The organism is Halorubrum sp. CBA1125, assembly GCF_009742825.1.
Taxonomy (GTDB): domain Archaea; phylum Halobacteriota; class Halobacteria; order Halobacteriales; family Haloferacaceae; genus Halorubrum.
Map to the genome: position 1 here is coordinate 1 of NZ_WPCE01000040.1, position 18,520 is coordinate 18,520.

Below are 18,520 nucleotides of genomic sequence, written 5' to 3' on the forward strand. Positions count from 1 at the left end.
CGAGCTCGGCGGCGACGTGGTGGTGATCCCGCGGATCGGCGTGATCGTCTTGGCCATGCAGGGAGCGTTCTCGGCCGCGTCGTCGTTCCTCTCGGGCGTTCCGGGGCTGGGTGGGCTCGCGGACGGTAACGTCGGCTCCTCGATGGTCTTCGTTGGACTGGCGCTTCTGGCGTACAGCCTCCTCGCCGAGGGGCTCGGCGGGAACCAGCGCCGCTCGGAGCGAGGCGAGCGATCACGCGAGCGCGGGGGCGAGACGAGCGCGGTCCTCGTCCTCCTCGTTATCCTCCTTTTGATAACCGTGCCGGCGACGGCGAGCATGGTGCTCCCGTCGGGGACGAACGACATCACGATCGTGAGCTCGCAGACGCCGAGTTCGAACCCGACCGTCATCGAGCGCGGCGGCTCCGTCGAGTACACCTACAACTTCACCAACGACGGGTTCATCCCGCGGATCGCGACCGTGGACGCGGCCAGTTCGGGCGTCGACGTCGCACAGTCCGACCTGGTGGCTGCCCGCGGTCAGACCGCGTCCACAACCGTCACAATCCACGCGCCCGACGAGACCGGCGCGTACGTCAGGTCGGTCTCGGAGTGGCAGTACGTGCAGTTCCTCCCGGCGCCGGTCATCCTCTCGCTGCACGCGATCCACCCGTTCGTCGCCGTCGCGGCGATAGACGCCGTGATCGTCGTGGTCGTCACCGCGGTGTACGTCGTCGCCGTCGGCCTGGATCCGTTCCGATTCCGTTCGCGTGACCGCAACGTCTCGCTCGCCGATCGGGTCCGCCGGCAGATCCGTAAGTGGCGGTGACGAGCCGTCTCTCCCGATTCTTCTGTCCGACGCGGTCTCACGTTGTTTGCCGCGGGCTCAGCCACCAAGGATCAGCCGGAGGTTCCACCCCGTGAGCAGCACGCCGAGGCCGGTCGCCAACACCGGCGGCCAGTAGTAGGAGAACCGCTCGTGGCTCCGGGCGCCCTGGACGCTGACCGAGATCAACACGAGCAGGACGAGCACCTTCAACAGGAGGAACCCCGGGATCCCGGCGGTCGAGAGGATCGACCCGACGACCGGGTTCCCCTCGATGAGCCCCGGCACCGCGACGGTCGCGTACAGCGTGGAGACGACGTCGCCGACACCGTACGCGAGTGCGGCGACCAACCAGAGCACGTAGAACTCTCTCGCCCGGGTCCGGTACAGCGGCGGTCTCGGGTCGACGCCGGCCCCGGTCCCGCCACCGGAGCGGGAGGGCTCCTCGGCCGTCTCCGCGTCTGGGTCGGGACGCGTGATCGGGTCGTCGATCTCCGCGAGCAGCGTTTCTATCTGCCGGCGGCGGGCGGCCACCTCTCCCGTCAGCTCCAGATACCGCTCGTCGTCCGCCAGGTCGTCGGCGTCCCGTCGCACCTCGAGCCGTCGCCGGCGAGCCACGAGCGACAGGTACCTCTCCACCGCGCTCTCTACCGCTCCGTGCTCCGCGAGTCGGGCGACGGTCTCGCGCAGCTCGTCGTGCGTGATCGGGCGCGGCACGTACTCGTCGATGTCGAGCCGGAGGATGTCGTCGCCGACGCTCACGCCCGAGAGCAGCCCTATCTGACAGTCGGGCTGGCGGGCCCGCAGCCGGCCGATCAGCTCGGCGCTCGGCGGGTCTCGGAGGTCGCCGTCGAGCAGAACCACGTCGACGTCGTCGTCGAGCGCGTCGAGCGCGGCCTCGCCGTCGCCGGCGATCCGGACGTCGTGGTCGTCCAGCCACTCGGCGTACTCGTCCGCCTGCGCCCGGTCGTCTTCGACTACGAGAATCGTCACGTCGGTGTCGTAGGGCATCGAGAGCCGTGTTTCGTACTTGCGTCGTCCGAGTGATAAACGCGGGGGAAGCGGCCGACGAGGGGGCCGTAGTGAGTGGTCCGTGCGCGTCCGTTCTCGGAATGAAACACCCACCGCTCGGGAGTCCGATGCGTGAAGGCCGAAAAAGACTCAAGCGAGTTCGTCTCGGATCGACTCAATCTTCGGTGACAGTGTTGGTTGGCACTTCTTTTTCGACAGTCGTCCAGACGATCTCCAATTCGACGGTCGCGTATCCATGGATCAGTTTGTCGCGCATTCCGGCCATCTCTGACCACGGAACATCGCTGTACTCCTGACGGATATCTTCTGGAATATTCTTCGCCGCTTCGCCGATCACTCCGAAATTCCGGAGGACGGCGTCGACTGTCTTCGGATCCGCGGTAAACTCCTCGTAATCCATTCCCTCGGTGAACTGCTCGATCTTCTCGACTGCTTCGAGGATATCGTCGAGATAATCGAGGACCTCTGTCATACGTAGACGATGTCCTCGGTGACGCGCGATTCGATTCGCGGTTTCAGTGAATCCTTCGTCACGAGATCGACGTCAACCCCGAGTTCGTTCGTCAGTTCGTTCTCCAGCCGAACGAGATCGAAGAGCGATACCGGGCGCTCGAACGCGACCAAGATATCGAGATCGCTGTCTGGTCTCTGTTCGTCCCGTGCATACGAGCCGAAGATACCCAGCTCGGCGATCGGATACTCCTGTTCGAGCTGCGGCTTGAGCCGAGCGAGTCGCGTCGACATATCCTCGACCGGCGCCATTATCTGTGATTCGACGTCGTCGGTTAATTGTATTGCGGTCGGTTTGGGGTGTGTCGAGACGGGTACTCTCTTCTTGGGGCGTCGTTGACGACGCGACTAGTTTCGTTTCGCCGTCGCTATCCGGCCACCTTCATCGGGATCCTGTGTTCCCGCGGAGAACGATTTCGGTCGAACCCAGTAGCGGGAGAGAAATGGGATCTCATCCGTGAGCACCGTGAGATCGAGTCCGTCGTCCTGCGATGAATCGTGGTCGAACCCTCGATGAGTACGCCACAGGCGGGGCGGGAGCGTTACTGCGACCAACTCACCGTCCTCGCGTCGAGGACGGTTCCGTCTTCGTCGATCAGATCGACCCGAACCCGGTCGGCCTGTCCGCCGTTCGACCCGAGAACGCTGTACGTGTTCTCTCCGTTTTCGGCGTCGACCAAGACCTCGTCCCGGACGGTATTCGGATTCTGGCTGCTCTCCGGGCGGAGACTCTGGATCCGTAACTGCGTGTCCTCTCCGACGTTACTCGTCGTCACCGTCACGTCGATGTCATTCCCGTTGCCGTCGGCCAGCGAAACCGAGTCGACGGTTCCGGTCGGCCCCTCCGAGTCCTCTTCTGAGCCTTCCTCGGAACCCTCATCTGGGCTCCCGCCTCCGCCCTCGCCGCCGGTGTCGGCGATGATCGTCAGGGTGATCTCCGGGTCGCCGGTGATCTCGTGGATGTCGCCCGTCAGGTCGACTTCGATCCCGAACGGGATCGCTTCGCCGGGCGAGAGTTCGTCGTCGTCGGCGTCGCCCGCGTCGCTCTCGGCGAGAAGGTTGATCTCGTCGACCGCGTCGATCGTCGCGTTCCCGGAGATAATTCGGAGAGCGTCTTCGACCGCGCTCGGGGGCTGGTCGCCGCCGGTGACGCCAAACTCGAACCGGAGGGACGTGACAGTCTGGGTTCCTTGGTTGCGCACGTTCACGAGGTCCGCGAACGTCGTCGTCGCCCTGGCGATGAGCTCGAAGTTGATCGTCCCACCGTCCTGGTTGACGTGCTCGTCGTCGATGATCTCGAACGCGAGGAAGGCGTCGGCGTCGTCAGCGGTCTCCAGCGAGACGGAGCGCTGGGCCTCGACGGAGTCGAACGCGCCCGTCCCGATCACCGCGCCGCCGCCGGCGAGGAGCGTGCCGAGGGCGAGTACGGTGGTGCGCCTGTGTACCATGCTGATATTTTACCCGGGTGATTAGTGGACGTCACCCGCGGCTTCCTCACCGCGACGGGCCGACGATCGGCGCGGAAGCGAGCGAGTGGTGATCAGTTGTCCGCGGACTCCGCGGTGATGGTGAGCGTGTAATCACCGTCGGGGAGATCACCCTCGTCACCGCCGTCGATCAGGTCGATCTCGATGCCGAAATTCACCGAATCACCCGGCTCGAGCGAGCCCGGGATGTCGCCGTCACCGGTGAGGATGTTGTCGCCGTTACCGACCATGTCTTCGCCGTCGTCGTCCGTCTCGTCGACCGGGAACGAGAACGTCTCCGAAGCGTCAACGTCGGCGGTGTCGTCAGTGTTGAACTCGAGTGTAATGGAGTTCACCGTCTGTGTCCCCTGGTTGGTCACGGTCACGAGGTTCCGGAACGTCGTGATCGCGTTCTGATTGAGTCCGGTCGCGCCTTGGTCTGGGTTCCCGTCGAGGTTGATCGAGATGGTGCCGCCATCCGGCTCGTCGACGTACGCGTTGTTGCCGTCGCCGTCACGATCGGCGGGCGAGAGTCCCAGGAGGGCGTCCGCGTCCCCCGTGGTCTCCACGGAGACCGTCCGCTCTGCCTCCACCGTGTCGAACGCGCCCGTACCGAGGATCGCGCCGCCGCCTGCCACCAGTCCACCGAGTCCGATCAGGACGGTACGTCTGTTTGCCATATCTATCCCATGTACCCCTACCCCCTTTGTATTGGGCCGCTTGAACCGCGGCAGGCACCGGCAGAACTCCGGTATCGGTGGGCTTGAAACGCCGATCGATGGCGCGGATCGTGCCGGCGTCGCTTCGCCGTCGCGGAAAGCCCGCCAATACAAAGGCGTCGGGCGACGTAGGTCGTTCCACGAGCCACGGGCGGACGCCCGCGGCCGCACTCATGCCCACGCGACGACAGACCGCAGTCGGCCTCGTCTCCGCGGCGCTCGGGAGCGCCGTCGTCAGCTCGGCGTCGGTCCTCTCGGACACGACCGCGACGGCGGACCTCCGGGTCGTCGTCTCCTCGGAGCTGACGCTCACACCGGGCCGGGCCGGCGGGGAGTACGTCCGCACCAACGGCGACGGCGAGGTCGAAGCGATCGTGATAGAGCAGCTGAACCAGCGGTCGATCTCGCGGTTCGAGGAGCTGGTCGAGATCACGAACAACGGGGAGGTGACGTACGACCGGCTCGCCTTCTCGTTCGCGCCCGCCGGCGACGGCTCCGACGGGGCGAACGTCGCGGTCGCGGAGACGCTCCGGGTCGTCTCCGCCGACGAGCCGACCGAGGCCGACTCGGAGGGCCGAACGGTCCTGCTCGCAGATTCCGACGAGGCGTTCGCTCCCGGCGACGACGTGACGTTCGGGATGGTCGTGAACCTGATCGCCGCGGACGATCCCGGAAACCTCGACGACCTCCCCGAGGGGTCGAGCGTCGACCTCGAGATCGCCGCGATATCCGATTCGTGATGTGTGCCCGTGATCCGCGGTACTTGCGAACAGCTCACACAAACTCTGCGGCGTCGGGCGGTTCAAGCACCGCTTGAACGGGTCGTCTCCCGCCGCGATCGGTTCAAGCCGGCCCTTCGAACGTTTCAGGTAACCTAATACTAAGTGGGTAGCTCCACTGGTACGAGACAGGTGGACGTAACATGGTCAAACGACGCAGTATGGTGATCGGCCTCGGTGCGCTGGCGAGTGGGAGCGGCGCGGTCTTCTCGTCGGCGACGTTCCAGAACTCGGCGGAGTCAGACGCTGACTTCCGGATCGTCTCTCAGCCGGGGCTGACTCTCCGTCGAGGTGATGCATTCTCCAGTGGTTATAGCTGGGCCTATGGTCCTGGTGTGAAGACAGCTTCCTTCATTAATCCAGTGTCGGCAGAGAACCCTGGTATCGACTTTAGTGACCTCAAGCCAAGTGACCTCCCCGTCGCATGGGCAAACGAGCAGGAAGACGGAAGCCTCGTTGTTCAATTAGCTCGCCAGAACAACAGCTCGGACGTCGATTTCAATCAGCTGATCGAAGTCGAGAACACGGGACAGACGGACGAAAACGTCGGAATCTCGTATGCCGGCGGGTATGCACCAGTCAACGACGGGAGTACCCCGAATTGGTTCGTTGATGGCTATGCTACCAACAATCCAACCGACGAAATCACGAAGGCAGACGTTCAGCAGATCTTCACCTTCCAAACCAACTCGGATGATACGCAGATATCACCGGATAGCGGTACTAATAGCGACGAACCTAATACGCATTACACGTTGGGTTCGGGCAATACCGTTCAAGTCGATCTGAAGACCACTCTCAACGGTGATCAAACAAGCGTCTTCGCGAAAAACTCGGGAGGCGGTGATCCGTTCGTCGATTCTCCTGCTACTGGTAGTCTCCAACTGCTCGACCGGATCACTGTCGGAACAGATTTCACAACTGAGTAACGTCGAACGGTTGGGTTTCTAAACTGCCGTCTTTCGGCGGGGTACCCTCGACGGAGCATTTCCTCACCAATACGCTCTTGTCTCTCTGTAATGATTCACTCGTTCAGAGCTGTGAGCCCCTCTCTGGTTCGAACGATAATCGACAGAACTAACGCCACGGTCACTGATAACTCCTGACATGATCTCCCGTCGAGCTATCTTGACAGGTGGTGTGACGGTCTGTGTGAGCACTCTCACGGGGTGTCTCGACACGATTACCGGCAGTGGGGGAGAACTCACCGGTGGCGGTGACGGCGGCGATCTCGATGACCAGCGCCGCGAGATCGTCCAGATCTACGACGCGGCGGTCGTCGCGCGCAACGAGGCCGTCAGGGCGCGTGACGAGGGGATCAACGCCTTCAACGACGAGGCGTACGCCGACGCGATCGAGTCGATCGAGACCGCTCTGGAGGGCTTCGAGGAGGCGCGGTCGGGGTTCGCCGAAGCCGCGGACCTCGCGGCCGAGATCGCCGAGGAGACGGCGGCCGCGATCTGCGAGGCGTCGGCCGAGGAGACCCGGATTCAGGTCGAGGCGACCGAGGCCGCGCTGGCGGCCGCGACCGCGGCCGAGGAAGGAGAGGGCGCGGGGACGATAAACGGCCACGTCGAGACGTTCCGGGCCCGCCGCGAGGAGGCCGCCGACCTCACCGTCGAGGACACCTCTGCGGTCGCGGGCGCGCTCGGACTCGATTGATCCGCCCCGCTCGGTACACCGCCCCGTCTCTTCTTCTCCCGCTTCGTCGTCGTTCGCCGTCCCGTCGCGCTCCGTCTCCTATCACTCTTCGCTCATCGACCGACTACGGCCAGATATCGTCGCTCGGACGCGCTCCGAGACGGAATCTCACATCCCAATAGTATATATAGTTTGAAACAAACTACGAAAACGAATATGCGTGAGAGCGGGTGCGTCCGAACGAAACGGTGGGGGTTCCCTCGGATCGACGGCCGGTCGGCGTCCGCGACCCGACTCCCGTCTAGGATCCGACCCGCATCCACGATCCGTCCCGCGTCCACGATCCTGTCGGCGATCCGATCGACGTCGACGACCGAGTGGGCTGAGACGGCGTCGAGTTGACTATGTCTCTCACCGACAATCGGACGTACACGCGCCCGGAAAAAGACGAGTTGTACGATCTGTTGAGCAACCACCGGCGGCGGTACGTCATCCACTTCTGTAAGCGGGCCGACGAGCCGCTCTCCCTCTCTGACCTCGCGGAGAAGGTGGCCGCCCGCGAGCAGGACAAGCCGGTCGCGGAGCTCACTTCTGCCGAGCGCAAGCGCGTGTACACGTCGCTCCAGCAGACCCACCTCGACAGGCTGGCCGACGCCGGGATGATCGACTACGACGGCGACCTGGTCGAGCTCACCGACGAGGCCGCGACGCTCGACGTCTACCTCGACGTGGTTCCCGAGGGGTCGATCTCGTGGGGGATCTACTACCTCGGGCTCTCGATTATCTCCGCCGTCGTCCTCGGGGGCATCTGGATCGGGTTCGTCCCGACGGAGACGGTCCCCGAGCTCGGGTGGGCGGCGCTCATCCTCGCGGCGTTCCTCGCCTCCTCCGTCGCGCAGGTGGTCCAGAACCGCCGGTACCGGCTCGGTGACATGGACGAGCCACCCTGACCCGGACGGCGGCTCTCGATCCGGCGCGTCGCCGGTCCGGTGGGTCGCACGCTCGAGTCCCTCGTCCCGTCTCGATCACCCCGCGATCGGCGAGCCCAGCAACACTATATGTCTACGCGCTCAAACTACCACTATACGAAGCCGAGCGGGACGTGCGACCGAACGCTGCGTCTAGGGCGGCGGTGACGCGGTGACGTAATCGGGGAGAACACGGGAGGCATCACCGAGATGGCTAAAAAACGACGACGCAGCCGCGGTGACTCGAACGGGCTCGTGAGCCGCCGGCGCGTCCTCGCCGTGCTGTTCGCCGGCGGCGTCGGCGCCGCTGGCGTGCAGGGCACCGGCGCGTTCTCGACGGTCACCGGTGACCGACCGTTCAGCGTCGGGACCGCCGAGGACGCCAACGCGCTGCTCGGGATCGAGGAGCACGACCCCACCGGCGACGACGGCAGCTCGGTGACGCTACTGACGCTGACGAACCGGTTTTCCGAACCGCTCACGATCGACAGGGTGAGCGTCGTCTCTTCGGGGGGGCTCGGTATCGACCGAAGCGACCTCGCGATCTCCCAGTGGACCCTCCAGCCGGGAGCGGAGTCTGACGTCGGGGCTGCGCTCGCGTGCTCGACCGACACCGCCGCCGACGTCGAGCTCCGGATCCGCGCGTCCACGACCGATAACGGCGAATCGGTCGATCTGACGCGGACGACGGCCGTCACGTGCCAGGCGGCCGACGCACAGTGTCTCACCGGTTCGGAGATCGAACTCGAAGGAGAGACGGTCCCGTGTATCGACGTCGACCTTCAGGGCGGCGGGGAGGTCGAGATCGAAGCCGAGAACAGCGTCGTCAACGGCGACGCCACCGTTTCGCTCGGCGGGGGCGGCGAGGTCTCGGTCGAACTCGAGGGGACCGAGATCCGCGGCGATCTCCAGATCGACATACAGGGCGGCGGAAGCGTCTCGATCTCGCTGGCGAACAGCACGATCGACGGCGAGGTGCGGATCAACACGCCGGGTGGTGCCGAGGTCGAAGTCGAGATGGAGAACGCCACCATCGGGAACGGCGTCGTCATGAACCTCGGCGGGGGCGGAGAGGTCTCCCTCTCGATGGAGGACGGCGAGATCGGCGACGATGTCGTGATCGCCACGGGCGGCGGCAGCAGTGTCGACGTCGAGATGGAGGGGAGCGTTATCCGCGGCGATCTCGCGGTCGACGCCCGCGGCGGCAGCAGTGTCGACGTCGAGACCGAGGACAGCGAGATCGAGGGCGAACGCCCGGACGCCTGACTCCGATCTCTCTCACGCTGGACGAACGCCTGTCGAGCGCGCCGCCGCCGTCTCGTCCCCGTGCGTCGGCGTCTTTCGAGGTTGCGCCCCGTCCGTCAGAAGTCGTACTCCTCGAACTCGTCCATCGTCATGTCCGCGTAGTTCACGAGCCAGTCCTCGGCGGGCGAGTCCGGTCGGACGTACACGTAGATGTAGTCGCCGTCGAGGACGGTGCTCACGCCGAGCTGCTCGTCTTTGATCACTCGCTTGTTGGTGTCGATCGCGACGTCGACGAGCCCCTCCAGGTCGTCGACGAGGATCGTCGCCTCGTAGTCCCGCTCGGAGGGGAACGTCCCGTGGGTGATCCACTCGGCGAACTCCTGTTCCTGCTGGTGGACCTCCAGCAGCTCGCGTTCGTCCGGTGAGAGGTCGATCGACCCGCTGCGCCGTCCGACCGCCAGCCCGGCGAGCCCGCTCAGACCGACGAGCAGGACCAGCGCCGACCCGACGGTCTGGGGCACGCCCGGCTCGACCGTCCGTTCTATCGTCTCGGTCCGCTGGTTCGTCTCGTCGACGGTCTCCAGTTCGAGCACGCGGAGCGTCTGCGCGTTGACCGTGATCGGCATCACGCTCTCGTGGGTCTTGCTCACCGACTCTCCCCCGAGCGTCCCCTCGACGTTCGACGTCGCGATCACCCGGATCTCGATGCTGCCGGCGGCGCCGAGCTGCTGTTCGATCGTGTTGATGTTCGCGAAGACGGCGTCGATGTCGAGCGTCGCGTCGACGGTGTGGTTCTCCTCGGCGGTGACGCCCTCGTCGCTGCCGCTCGCCATCGGCTCCGCGTACTCCCAGAGCACGTTCTCTCCCTCCACGCCGCGGTACTGGAGCCGCACGTCGGTCGTCACGTTCACCGATCCGTCGTCGGCCGTGTGCTCGTAGGTGTACGTCACGTCGAGCGCCTCGGAGAGCTGTACGTAGTAGACCGGTCGGTTCCGCACCCGCTCGCCTCTCTCGAACACCAGCGAGTCGTTGGTGATGACGGCGCTGTGCTCGAAATCGGTCGTCTCCGACCACTGGCTCACGGTCACCTGCTCTCGTTCGACCTCGGGCGTCGCGTGGACCTGGTAGGCCCACCAGCCGCCGGCCGCGGCGAGGAGGAGGGCCACGACCACGAAGGCCACGAACCACTCGTCGAGGAACGCGCGGACCCGGATCCACCGATCGACGTCGCTCACGTTCGATCCCTCCCTGCGGGGGTCGGACCCTCACCCTCGCCGTCCCACGGCCGCGGCGGCGCGGTCATTCGAGGTGAACGCCGACGGAGTCGATCGAGACGACCTCGTCGAACAGCGGCTTGAGCGTGTTGATATCCTGTGGATTGCCGGCGAGCGGGTCGACGTGGAAGTGCGAGACGGTGTCGGCTTTCCCGAGCGTGTTGAGGAACACGTGGAGAAACCGGAACGTGCTCTTCACGTCTTTGTAGTTCAACAGGACGTTCAACGAGTCGTAACAGACGGCGATTTCGCGGTCGTCGTCCGCCCAACTGTCTATCGTCCCGGAGACGACGATCCCGAGCCGGGTGATGTCGTTCGGATTGTTGATGTTCACCTGTTCGATGTCGATGTCCTCGGACGCCGGCGTCGACTGGGTGTAGCCGACGGCCACCAGCTTGGTCCGGTGGGCCCGACTCGCGATCCGCTCGAGGCGGTCCGCCTCGAGTTCGCGGTATCGAACGAGGAGCACGTACGGTTCGTCCGCTCCGGCGTGGAGCAGCTCGTGACACGCAACCTCCGTTCGGTCGTCCTGGGATCCGGACTCGACGAGTACGCTCGTTCCCGGCGAACGGCGCAACTCCGCCGGCAGATCGACGCCGGTGTGGTCACTCGTGTCGACGTCGAACGCGTCGGCCGACTCGGCGTCCGCCGATCCTCCACCGTCGTCGGCCGAGTCGGTCGAATCGGGCTGCGTACATGACCGGTCAGCAGACGAGTCGCCGCGGTCCCACACGCGCCCGCCCGACCGTTGCCGGTCTTCGTCTGCCGGACGTCGGTCTTCACTCGTCGCCCGCTCGTCGCGTCCCCCGCTCGCGGACGTCGACGGCGCGGATCCGTCCGGATCGTCGTCCGCCGTGGCGTCCGTTCCGTCGGGGTCGGAGATCTCGTCGTTCTCCAGCCACTCCCACGAGTCGTCGCCGCCGGGATGGTCGCTCTCGTTCCCGGATTGCTCGGAATCGGTCGTATCCGACTCCTGACGGTCTGCCGCCGGATCGCTGCTGTCCGCCGCCAGCCCGTCGGAGTCGGTGGTCGAGTCAAGTGGGTCGTCGTCGAGCCTCGACGCGATATTTTTGAACCTCGAGGGACGTTTCGCGCGATTCGACTCCTCGTCGTCCTCGTTCGCGTCGTCCGAATCGGCGTCGCTCACTATCGGACTCCGTGGGGGGTCGAAGGCGCCGACGGCGTCGCTCGCCATCGGCGCCGATCGACCCCCCCTATCGTCGGCTGTGTCCCCGGTGTACCCATCGGCGTCTCCTCATCTGAAATCCTCGTTTCAGCGTAAAAAAAGTACCGCACGGTGGCTATCGAGTCGCTTTGTGGCACAACGATTAATATGTCTGCACGGCAACAACCGGTAATGGCCGACTCTTGGGAAGCCGACGGACCGTCCCCGGTCGATGCCGACACCTTCCAAGAGTGGGTTCGCTACACGGCGGATTCTCGCGACATCGACGAACAGGAGCTGTTGAACCAGCTCGTTTCGGCCTTCTGGGTGCTCGACGAGATGACAGACGTCGTGCCGGCCGCCGAGACGGGTACGGGTTCGGGTCGTCACCGGAGCGGCGACGAATCCGGCGGCGACACGCGCTCGGGGCACGGCTCCGATTCCCGGAACGGGTCGGAAGCCCAGTCCGAAACGTCCGCCGACGCGGACGAGTTCGAACCTGAGCCGACCGGCCACGACGCCGACCGGAACCCTACCGAGACGGATTCGGACGCTCCTGTCTCGACGGAGGACTCGGTCGCGGCCGAGATCCAGGCGCTTCGGAACTCGCTACACACGGAACTCAACCTCATGCAGACGGTCACCGAGCTCCGGCGCCAGGTCTCCGACCTGTCGATCGACGTCGAGCAGCAGCGGTCACGCCAGGACAACTTCACCGACCGTATCTCCGACGACCTCACCCGGCTACACAGCCGGGTCGAATCGATCGACTCGCAGACGAGCGAGCGTGACGACGCCCTCGAGACGCGTCTCGCCGACCTCGAGGAGAGCATCGACGAGTTCGAATCCACCCACCGGGAGTTCGAAACGTGGATCGACGGGGAGTTCGACGAGATAGAGGGGCTCTTCGAGCGGCTCATCGACACGACCGATCGGCTCGACGACCGGCTCGCGGACGTCGAGTCCACGCTCGACACCGTCGCCGCGCGGGACCGGCGCCTCGACGGCCTCGCGTCGCTCCGACAGGAGGCCATCGACGCCGGCGTCTCTCGGGGACGCTGTGAGCGCTGTGACACGCACGTCGACCTCTCGATGCTCACGGAGCCGGTCTGTCCCGGGTGCAACGAGACGTTCACCGGCGTCGATCCCGTCGCTTCCTGGAACCTCTTTTCTAACGCGACGATCCGTACGCGCCCGTCCTCGCCGGCGTCGAACGACCGGTCCTGAGCCGGTTCAAAACAGTCCACCGATCCCGGCCACCAGCACGCCGGCGTTGCGCAGCGCGACGGCAGCGAACACCATCGAGGGGAGGCCGTACCCCACCAGTCTGACGAGCGGGGCGAAGTGACCGTCCGGCCGTCGCTTCGCGACGCCGACCGAGGCGAGCTCCGTGATCAACACGATCCCCGCGACGATGACGAACGAACTCACGACGAGCCCCTCCGTGATCCCCATTCGCTCGAACACGACGCGGACCATCGGGTTCGCCTCGTACACGCCGGGAACGTACGCGAGTCCGAGCCCCGTCGTGAGCGCGTCTGCCGCCTTGGTCGCCGTCAGCAGCGCGATCCCCGAAATCGAGAGGGCGCTCCGTCCGAACCACCCGGACCGTCGCCCCGGACGGCTGCGCCGTCCGCGCCTCTGCGAGTCGGTATGCGCGCCCGTTCGGGTCCGGTCATCCGTTTGAGGTCGACTACCCATCCGAGTTTGACCACCCGTACGCGTCCGATCTGCGGTTCGCGTCCAGCCACCTGATTCCGGCCGCGTCGATCGCGGATCGGCGGAGTCGCGGGAGCCGCTGTCGCGCTTCGTTCGCCGCGCCATCGTCCCACCGTTCGTTTCGAATCGTATAAGTTTGTGTGTTGACGACACACAAGGCTGGACGTCCTTCTCTACGCATCGAATACTCTAGATATATCTCTCACTACGCATCTCAAGGCGTCTCGATACACGGCGGTCCGACCGTCGTCGATCGCCGACGCCAGCTCCGTCACATGCGCGACCGTTGACCTCTCGGGGGGTCAGGGCGTCGCCTCGTAGCCGGCCTCCTCGATCGCGGCCACGACGGCGTCGACGTCGACGTCGCCCTCGACGGTCGCGACGCCCGCCTCGTGGTCCGCGGTCGCCGACTCCGCGCCCGGTACGCCCTCGATCGCGTCGATCACGGCCTCCTCGCAGCCGTCGCACGCCATGCCGTCGACCTCGAGTGTCGTCATGCCCGACCGTCGGTACCGCGCGCCCAATTGCCTTTCTCTCGCCGCCACAGCTAAGCCCCTCCCGTCCGCATCGTGTCGCATGGACGAGATCGACATCGACGCGCGCGTCACCGACGAGCGGACCGTCATCGACGTGACCGGCACCCGCGACGTCGCCGTCGTCGTGCGCTCCGAGAGCGGCGAGCGGATCTACCTCCCGCCGTCGAACTTCGACGAGCCGATCGCTTCGTCGCCGTACACCTCCCCGTACCAGGGTCAGGGAACCGGCATCGACGGGACGGAGAGTCCGTACGGCGGCGGAACGGGGAGCACGCGCGGGACGTTCGAGACCGCGGACGGGTTCCGGATCACGCACCCGGAACCGGCGACGGAGTTCGACGTCTACCGGGAAGACGAGGCGTGACGGATTGACGCGAGGCGGTCGACTCGCCCGGACGACGAGCCCTGTCAGGCGACGTCCTCGTACACCGCCAGCGTGTCCTCCGCGACCGCCGACCACTCGCGGCGCTCGTACGTCGGCGGCTCCTCGCGGTCGAGCGCGGTGATGAGCCCGTCGACGATCGACTCCGAGTCCGTCTCGACCTCCACGAGACAGCCGTCGGGGAGCACCTCGCTGACGCCCGCGGGGGTGGCGACCACCTGCGTCCCCGCCTCCAGCGCCTCGGTGATCGTGATCCCGAACGGCTCGGAGAGCGACGGGGAGACGAAGGCGTCGGCGGCGGCGTAGTAATCGCCGAGCTCCGCCTCGGGGACGTATCCGACGAATTCGACGCGGTCTCCGATCCCGATCAGCTCGACGAACCGCTTCAGCTGTTCCGTCTGGTGGCCCGACCCGCCGACGACGAGCGTGACGTCGCGGCCGCGGAGCTTCTTCATCGCGTACAGCAGGTGCGAGATCCCCTTCTGGTCCGTGTGCCGCCCGACGAAAAACAGCATCTCGCCGTCGATGTCGAGGTCCGCGCGGACGTCCTTCCCGGAGAACTGCGGCGTGGAGAAGCCGTTGTACACGACTCTGGCGTCGGCGTCGTACAGCTCGCGGATGTCCTCGCGAACGATCTCGCTGACCGCGATGTTCGTGTCGGCGGCGCTCGCCAGCCGGCGTTCGGTCTCGACCTCGCGGGTCGGCGGGTCGATGTTGCGGTCGCTCGCCAGCGAGTGGAACGACGACACCCACGTCGCGTCCGACTCCCGGGCGGCGGCGCGGCCGGGCGTGTATCCGAACCAGTCGTGCGTGTGGATCACGTCCGTTCCGGGAGCCAGTTCGGCGAACCGGTCCGAGAGCCGTTCCACCCGGGCTGCGACGTCTCCTTCGCCGGTATCGACGGGCTCCAATCCGGGCTCGTCGTCCGGGGCGAACTCCCTCGGCAACACCAGGGTTGCGTCCACCCCCAGGTCGTCGCGCAGCCTGGAGAACAGTTCACCCACGTGGACGTCGAGCCCGCCGGTGATGTTCGGTGGGTACCCCCACCCCAGCATGAGTACACTCGGCGACATACCCCTTCGTTTCGAGAGTCGGCACTTAGGTATGCCCCTCGTCCTCCGCGGTCGTCCGGGGACGGACGGTCGTCACGCCTCTTTGGAGCACGGAACCACGGTGGCGGCGCGACCGGGGCTGACCTAGCAGAAGGGCGGCGAAGCGAAACGAAGGGAGACGAACACGGCCGAGGGAAGACCACGCCGCCGAACGGAGACGCGCGTCAGGCCGCCTTCACGGCGTCGCGCAGGGCTGCCGTCCGGTCCGTGATCGACTCGGCGGCCGTCCCGAGCGCGTCGAGCGGGTCGCCCTCTTCGGCCTTCACCGTCAACACCGGCTCCGTCTGGCCGCCGGACTGCTCGGGGTTCACGTCGTAGGTGGCGGCCGCGACGTCGTCAGTCTCCAGTAAGACCCCCTTCAGGACGTTCATGAACGTGTGGTCCTCGCCGGCGACCTCGATGCGGAGTTCCGTGTCGGTCTTCTCGATGACCCGCAGTTCCATGTCTGTGGACTCGGGGCGACCGGCGTTTCAAGCTTTCGTCTCCCGGATCTCGACGGATGAAGCCGAGCGCCACGGGGCGTCCGGGTCCGCGAGACGGCGCGGTCGATCGAGATCGACCGCAGCGGCCGCGGCACATGCGACCCGCGCGGACGGAACTCAAAACCCGAACAGCAGCACGCCGACCGTGACCGCGACGCCGAGGACGACGAACGCGGCGTGTTCGGGATCGATGTCGCCGGGCTCGATCGGTTCGCTCTCCGGCGTGTGAGTGTCTTCGGTGATCCCGTCCGGACCCACGTCCTCGACGGCGAACCGCCACTCGCGCTCGCCGTCGCCGTCGCTTTCGTCGTCCTCGCCGGTCATAGGTGCGGGTAGGCGGGTCGGGGGTAAATGGCTGGCGGGTCGACGGATGCCTCCCTACCGCTTCCGGGCGGGCGCTATCACGTCGCCGTCGTAGACGACGCCGCGCTCGCCGTCGACGGTCACCACGCTCCCGTCGGACACCTCATCGGGGAGGCGGGCGCCGGAGACCATCGGGACGCCGAGCTCTCGTGCGACGACGGCCGGGTATCCGGTCATTCCGGGTCGGGCGTCGACGATCCCCGCGATCCGACCGAGGTCGCCGTCGAACTCGTCGTCGAACCCGGGACCGAGCGCCACGATCGACCCGTCGGGGAGGTCGGCGAGGTCGCCGTCGTCGGTCCGGTACACCGGCGCCGCGACGCGGCCGGCGACGACCGCCTTCCCCGTCACGAGCGTCTCTGCGGCCACGTGGACCTTCAGCGTGTTCGTCGTGTTCGTCCCCTCGAACTCGGTCAACATTCCGGACAGCACCACGAGCGTGTCCCCGGAGGCCGCCCGTCCCGTGTCGAGCGCGGCGTCGACCGCGTTGTCGAGGATCGTCTCCATGTCGGTCGCGTACTCCGTCAGCACGGGACGGACACCCCACGAGAGCGCGAGCTGCCGTCGGACCCGGTCGTTCGGCGTCGTCGCGACGACCGGGACTCGCGGCCGGAACATGGCCGTCTTGCGGGCGGTGAACCCCGACTCCGAGACCGCGACCACCGTCGACGCCCCGATGTCCCGCGCGAGGAACCGGGCCGACCGCGCCAGCGCCTCGGTGCGGGACCCCTCCGCGGCCGCCGGTACGCGCTGCTCGCGCGTCTCCGCGTACTCGTCGCTCCGCTCCACCTGCCGGACGATCCGGTCCATCGTCTCGACGACGTTCACCGGGTCGTCGCCCACCGCGGTCTCGCCCGAGAGCATCACCGCGTCGGTCCCGTCCAGGACCGCGTTCGCGACGTCGGACGCCTCCGCGCGCGTCGGCCGCCGGGAAGAGACCATCGAGTCGAGCATCTCCGTGGCGGTGATCACGGGGACGCCCGCGTTGACGCACGTTCGGATGATCCGTTTCTGGATCATCGGGACCTCCTCCAGCGGGCACTCCACGCCGAGATCGCCCCGGGCGACCATCACGCCGTCGGCCGCGTCGACGATCGCCTCGAGGTGTTCGACCGCGCCCGCGCGCTCGATCTTCGCGACGACCGGGACGTCGTCGGCGCCGCGATCCTCCAACGCGTCCGCGATCCGGTACACGTCGTCGGCGTCGCGCACGAACGACGCGGCGACGAAGTCGGCGTCCGTCCGGGCGGCGAGATCGAGTTCGGCCTCGTCGGACGACGTGATCAGATCGACGTCGATCGCGACGCCCGGGAGATTGACTCCCTTCCTGGAGCCGAGTTCTCCCCCGGAGATCACCGTCGCGACCACCGCCTCGCCGTCGACGCGCTCGACGCGACACTCGATCCGTCCGTCGTCGAGCAGGACGGTGTCGCCCGCCTCCGCGGCCGAGATCGCGTGGCTGAGCCCGACGCGCTCGGCGCTCGCCCCGCTCCCCTCGACGAACGTCACCTCGGTGCCCGCGGCGAGCGGTATCGGCTCGTCGATCTCGGCGGTCCGGACTTCCGGCCCCTGCAGGTCGACCATCACTGCGAGCGGCTCGTCGCGCTCCCCGTCGACCGCGCGGGCCCGCTCGATGACCTCCTCGCGGTGGGCCGTCGTCCCGTGGCTCGCGTTCAGCCGGACGACGGACATCCCCGCCTCGGCGAGCTCGCGGATCGTGTCCCGATCGTCGGACGCGGGGCCGATCGTACAGACGATCTTGGCGTTTCGCATACCCCCGGTTCGGCGCACGGGCGGAAAAAGGCACCCGGTTGAGTCGGAGACGAGTGAACGTTCCGGCCGACGACCCGATCGAAGCTGCCCGGTCCGCCGCTCCGCCGACTCGGACGGGGCTCACACCGCCGCGACGGTCGCCAGCGAAGCGGCGGCGACGCCGGCGCCGAGGAACAACCGGTTCGCGCGCGGGTCCTTCGCGGGCGTCAGATCCAGGGTGACGTGAACGTTCCAGACCGGTCGGAACGGCCGGATCCCCATCGGCGTGATCGCGTCGCCGGCGAGGTGCGAGCACAGCGAGAGCGCGACGACGCCGCCGACGAAGACGGCCGTCCGCGGAGAGGCGGCGACGGACGGGGCGACGGCGAGCGCGCACGCGGTGACGACCCCGGCGAGCGCGCCGGCCCCGAGGGCGAACCCGAGCGTGTGCGTCGGCCCGCGGTGTGCGACCGGGAGCCGGTGGTCGACGTCGGGCAGCGTGGCTGCGACGACGGCGAGTCCGGCGCCGAGCGCCGCCAGCCCCGGCTCGCCGGTCGCCGACCCGGTTCC

At 66.8% G+C, this 18,520-nt stretch carries 22 protein-coding genes; 8 read left to right on the forward strand and 14 right to left on the reverse strand.

All coding sequences use genetic code 11. The annotated features are described in order from the left end of the window. Nucleotides 1–808, forward strand: an 808-nt coding sequence (locus tag GJ633_RS17060; RefSeq protein ID WP_197431260.1) for a signal peptidase I, incomplete at its 5' end; no start/stop codon positions are given. Between the two features lie 57 nt (nt 809–865). On the opposite strand, the gene GJ633_RS17655 is transcribed toward GJ633_RS17060, so the two are convergent. From GJ633_RS17655 to GJ633_RS05915, 5 genes are all read right to left on the reverse strand, one after another. Continuing rightward, entirely contained in the window at nt 866–1,816 is a 951-nt protein-coding gene (locus GJ633_RS17655; RefSeq protein WP_231741249.1) for a response regulator, read from the reverse strand. Between the two features lie 175 nt (nt 1,817–1,991). Further along, complete coding sequence (locus tag GJ633_RS05900) at nt 1,992–2,309, reverse strand: DUF86 domain-containing protein (RefSeq protein WP_197431261.1); 318 nt, start codon at nt 2,307–2,309, stop codon at nt 1,992–1,994. Beyond that, a complete protein-coding gene (locus tag GJ633_RS05905) occupies nt 2,306–2,599 on the reverse strand; it encodes a nucleotidyltransferase family protein (RefSeq protein ID WP_156587972.1) in 294 nt (97 codons plus the stop codon). The genes GJ633_RS05900 and GJ633_RS05905 overlap by 4 nt, the downstream gene beginning before the upstream one ends. Before the next feature lie 290 nt (nt 2,600–2,889). Further along, entirely contained in the window at nt 2,890–3,795 is a 906-nt protein-coding gene (locus GJ633_RS05910) for a hypothetical protein (protein ID WP_156587975.1), read from the reverse strand. 92 nt (nt 3,796–3,887) lie between these two features. Continuing rightward, entirely contained in the window at nt 3,888–4,493 is a 606-nt protein-coding gene (locus GJ633_RS05915; protein WP_156587977.1) for a hypothetical protein, read from the reverse strand. Between the two features lie 212 nt (nt 4,494–4,705). Here GJ633_RS05915 and GJ633_RS05920 point away from each other — a divergent pair, with 212 nt between their 5' ends. The 5 genes from GJ633_RS05920 to GJ633_RS05940 all read left to right on the forward strand — a co-directional run bounded on the left by GJ633_RS05920 (nt 4,706) and on the right by GJ633_RS05940 (nt 9,186). Next, entirely contained in the window at nt 4,706–5,272 is a 567-nt protein-coding gene (locus GJ633_RS05920; protein WP_156587979.1) for a hypothetical protein, read from the forward strand. A gap of 182 nt (nt 5,273–5,454) precedes the next feature. Then, on the forward strand, nt 5,455–6,240 hold the full coding sequence (locus GJ633_RS05925; protein ID WP_156587981.1) for a hypothetical protein: 786 nt from the start codon (nt 5,455–5,457) through the stop codon (nt 6,238–6,240). Between the two features lie 223 nt (nt 6,241–6,463). Beyond that, the gene (locus tag GJ633_RS05930) at nt 6,464–6,973 is read left to right on the forward strand and encodes a hypothetical protein (protein ID WP_156587983.1); all 510 of its coding nucleotides are present in this window, start codon (nt 6,464–6,466) and stop codon (nt 6,971–6,973) included. A gap of 383 nt (nt 6,974–7,356) precedes the next feature. After that, the gene (locus GJ633_RS05935) at nt 7,357–7,902 is read left to right on the forward strand and encodes a hypothetical protein (protein WP_156587985.1); all 546 of its coding nucleotides are present in this window, start codon (nt 7,357–7,359) and stop codon (nt 7,900–7,902) included. A gap of 228 nt (nt 7,903–8,130) precedes the next feature. Beyond that, nucleotides 8,131–9,186, forward strand: a complete 1,056-nt coding sequence (locus GJ633_RS05940; protein ID WP_156587987.1) for a hypothetical protein — start codon at nt 8,131–8,133, stop codon at nt 9,184–9,186. Nucleotides 9,187–9,281: 95 nt separating this feature from the next. Here GJ633_RS05940 and GJ633_RS17660 read toward each other — a convergent pair whose 3' ends face one another. Both GJ633_RS17660 and GJ633_RS05950 read right to left on the reverse strand, forming a co-directional pair. After that, nucleotides 9,282–10,400 carry a DUF5305 domain-containing protein gene (locus GJ633_RS17660; RefSeq protein WP_156587989.1) on the reverse strand — a complete coding sequence of 373 codons (1,119 nt, stop codon included), beginning with the start codon at nt 10,398–10,400 and terminating at the stop codon, nt 9,282–9,284. 64 nt (nt 10,401–10,464) lie between these two features. Next, nucleotides 10,465–11,634 carry a hypothetical protein gene (locus GJ633_RS05950; protein ID WP_156587991.1) on the reverse strand — a complete coding sequence of 390 codons (1,170 nt, stop codon included), beginning with the start codon at nt 11,632–11,634 and terminating at the stop codon, nt 10,465–10,467. A 162-nt stretch (nt 11,635–11,796) separates the two neighbouring features. Between GJ633_RS05950 and GJ633_RS05955 the strand changes: the two genes are divergently transcribed. Beyond that, the gene (locus GJ633_RS05955) at nt 11,797–12,831 is read left to right on the forward strand and encodes a hypothetical protein (protein WP_156587993.1); all 1,035 of its coding nucleotides are present in this window, start codon (nt 11,797–11,799) and stop codon (nt 12,829–12,831) included. A 6-nt stretch (nt 12,832–12,837) separates the two neighbouring features. Here GJ633_RS05955 and GJ633_RS05960 read toward each other — a convergent pair whose 3' ends face one another. After that, complete coding sequence (locus tag GJ633_RS05960; RefSeq protein ID WP_156587995.1) at nt 12,838–13,305, reverse strand: hypothetical protein; 468 nt, start codon at nt 13,303–13,305, stop codon at nt 12,838–12,840. A gap of 320 nt (nt 13,306–13,625) precedes the next feature. Further along, nucleotides 13,626–13,820 carry a heavy-metal-associated domain-containing protein gene (locus GJ633_RS05965; protein WP_156587997.1) on the reverse strand — a complete coding sequence of 65 codons (195 nt, stop codon included), beginning with the start codon at nt 13,818–13,820 and terminating at the stop codon, nt 13,626–13,628. A 79-nt stretch (nt 13,821–13,899) separates the two neighbouring features. Here GJ633_RS05965 and GJ633_RS05970 point away from each other — a divergent pair, with 79 nt between their 5' ends. Continuing rightward, a complete protein-coding gene (locus tag GJ633_RS05970) occupies nt 13,900–14,223 on the forward strand; it encodes a hypothetical protein (protein ID WP_156587999.1) in 324 nt (107 codons plus the stop codon). Nucleotides 14,224–14,267: 44 nt separating this feature from the next. Here GJ633_RS05970 and GJ633_RS05975 read toward each other — a convergent pair whose 3' ends face one another. From GJ633_RS05975 to GJ633_RS05995, 5 genes are all read right to left on the reverse strand, one after another. Next, nucleotides 14,268–15,296 (reverse strand): glycosyltransferase family 4 protein, encoded by a 1,029-nt coding sequence (locus tag GJ633_RS05975; RefSeq protein WP_156588010.1) that lies wholly within the window; start codon nt 15,294–15,296, stop codon nt 14,268–14,270. 221 nt (nt 15,297–15,517) lie between these two features. Further along, nucleotides 15,518–15,796: a DNA-directed RNA polymerase subunit L gene (locus GJ633_RS05980; protein WP_156588001.1), complete on the reverse strand. Its 279-nt coding sequence runs from the start codon at nt 15,794–15,796 to the stop codon at nt 15,518–15,520. Nucleotides 15,797–15,952: 156 nt separating this feature from the next. After that, on the reverse strand, nt 15,953–16,159 hold the full coding sequence (locus tag GJ633_RS05985; RefSeq protein ID WP_156588002.1) for a hypothetical protein: 207 nt from the start codon (nt 16,157–16,159) through the stop codon (nt 15,953–15,955). Nucleotides 16,160–16,213: 54 nt separating this feature from the next. Next, the gene (gene pyk / locus GJ633_RS05990) at nt 16,214–17,971 is read right to left on the reverse strand and encodes a pyruvate kinase (protein ID WP_156588004.1); all 1,758 of its coding nucleotides are present in this window, start codon (nt 17,969–17,971) and stop codon (nt 16,214–16,216) included. A 120-nt stretch (nt 17,972–18,091) separates the two neighbouring features. Next, nucleotides 18,092–18,520, reverse strand: a 429-nt coding sequence (locus GJ633_RS05995) for a metal-dependent hydrolase (RefSeq protein ID WP_156588006.1), incomplete at its 5' end; no start/stop codon positions are given.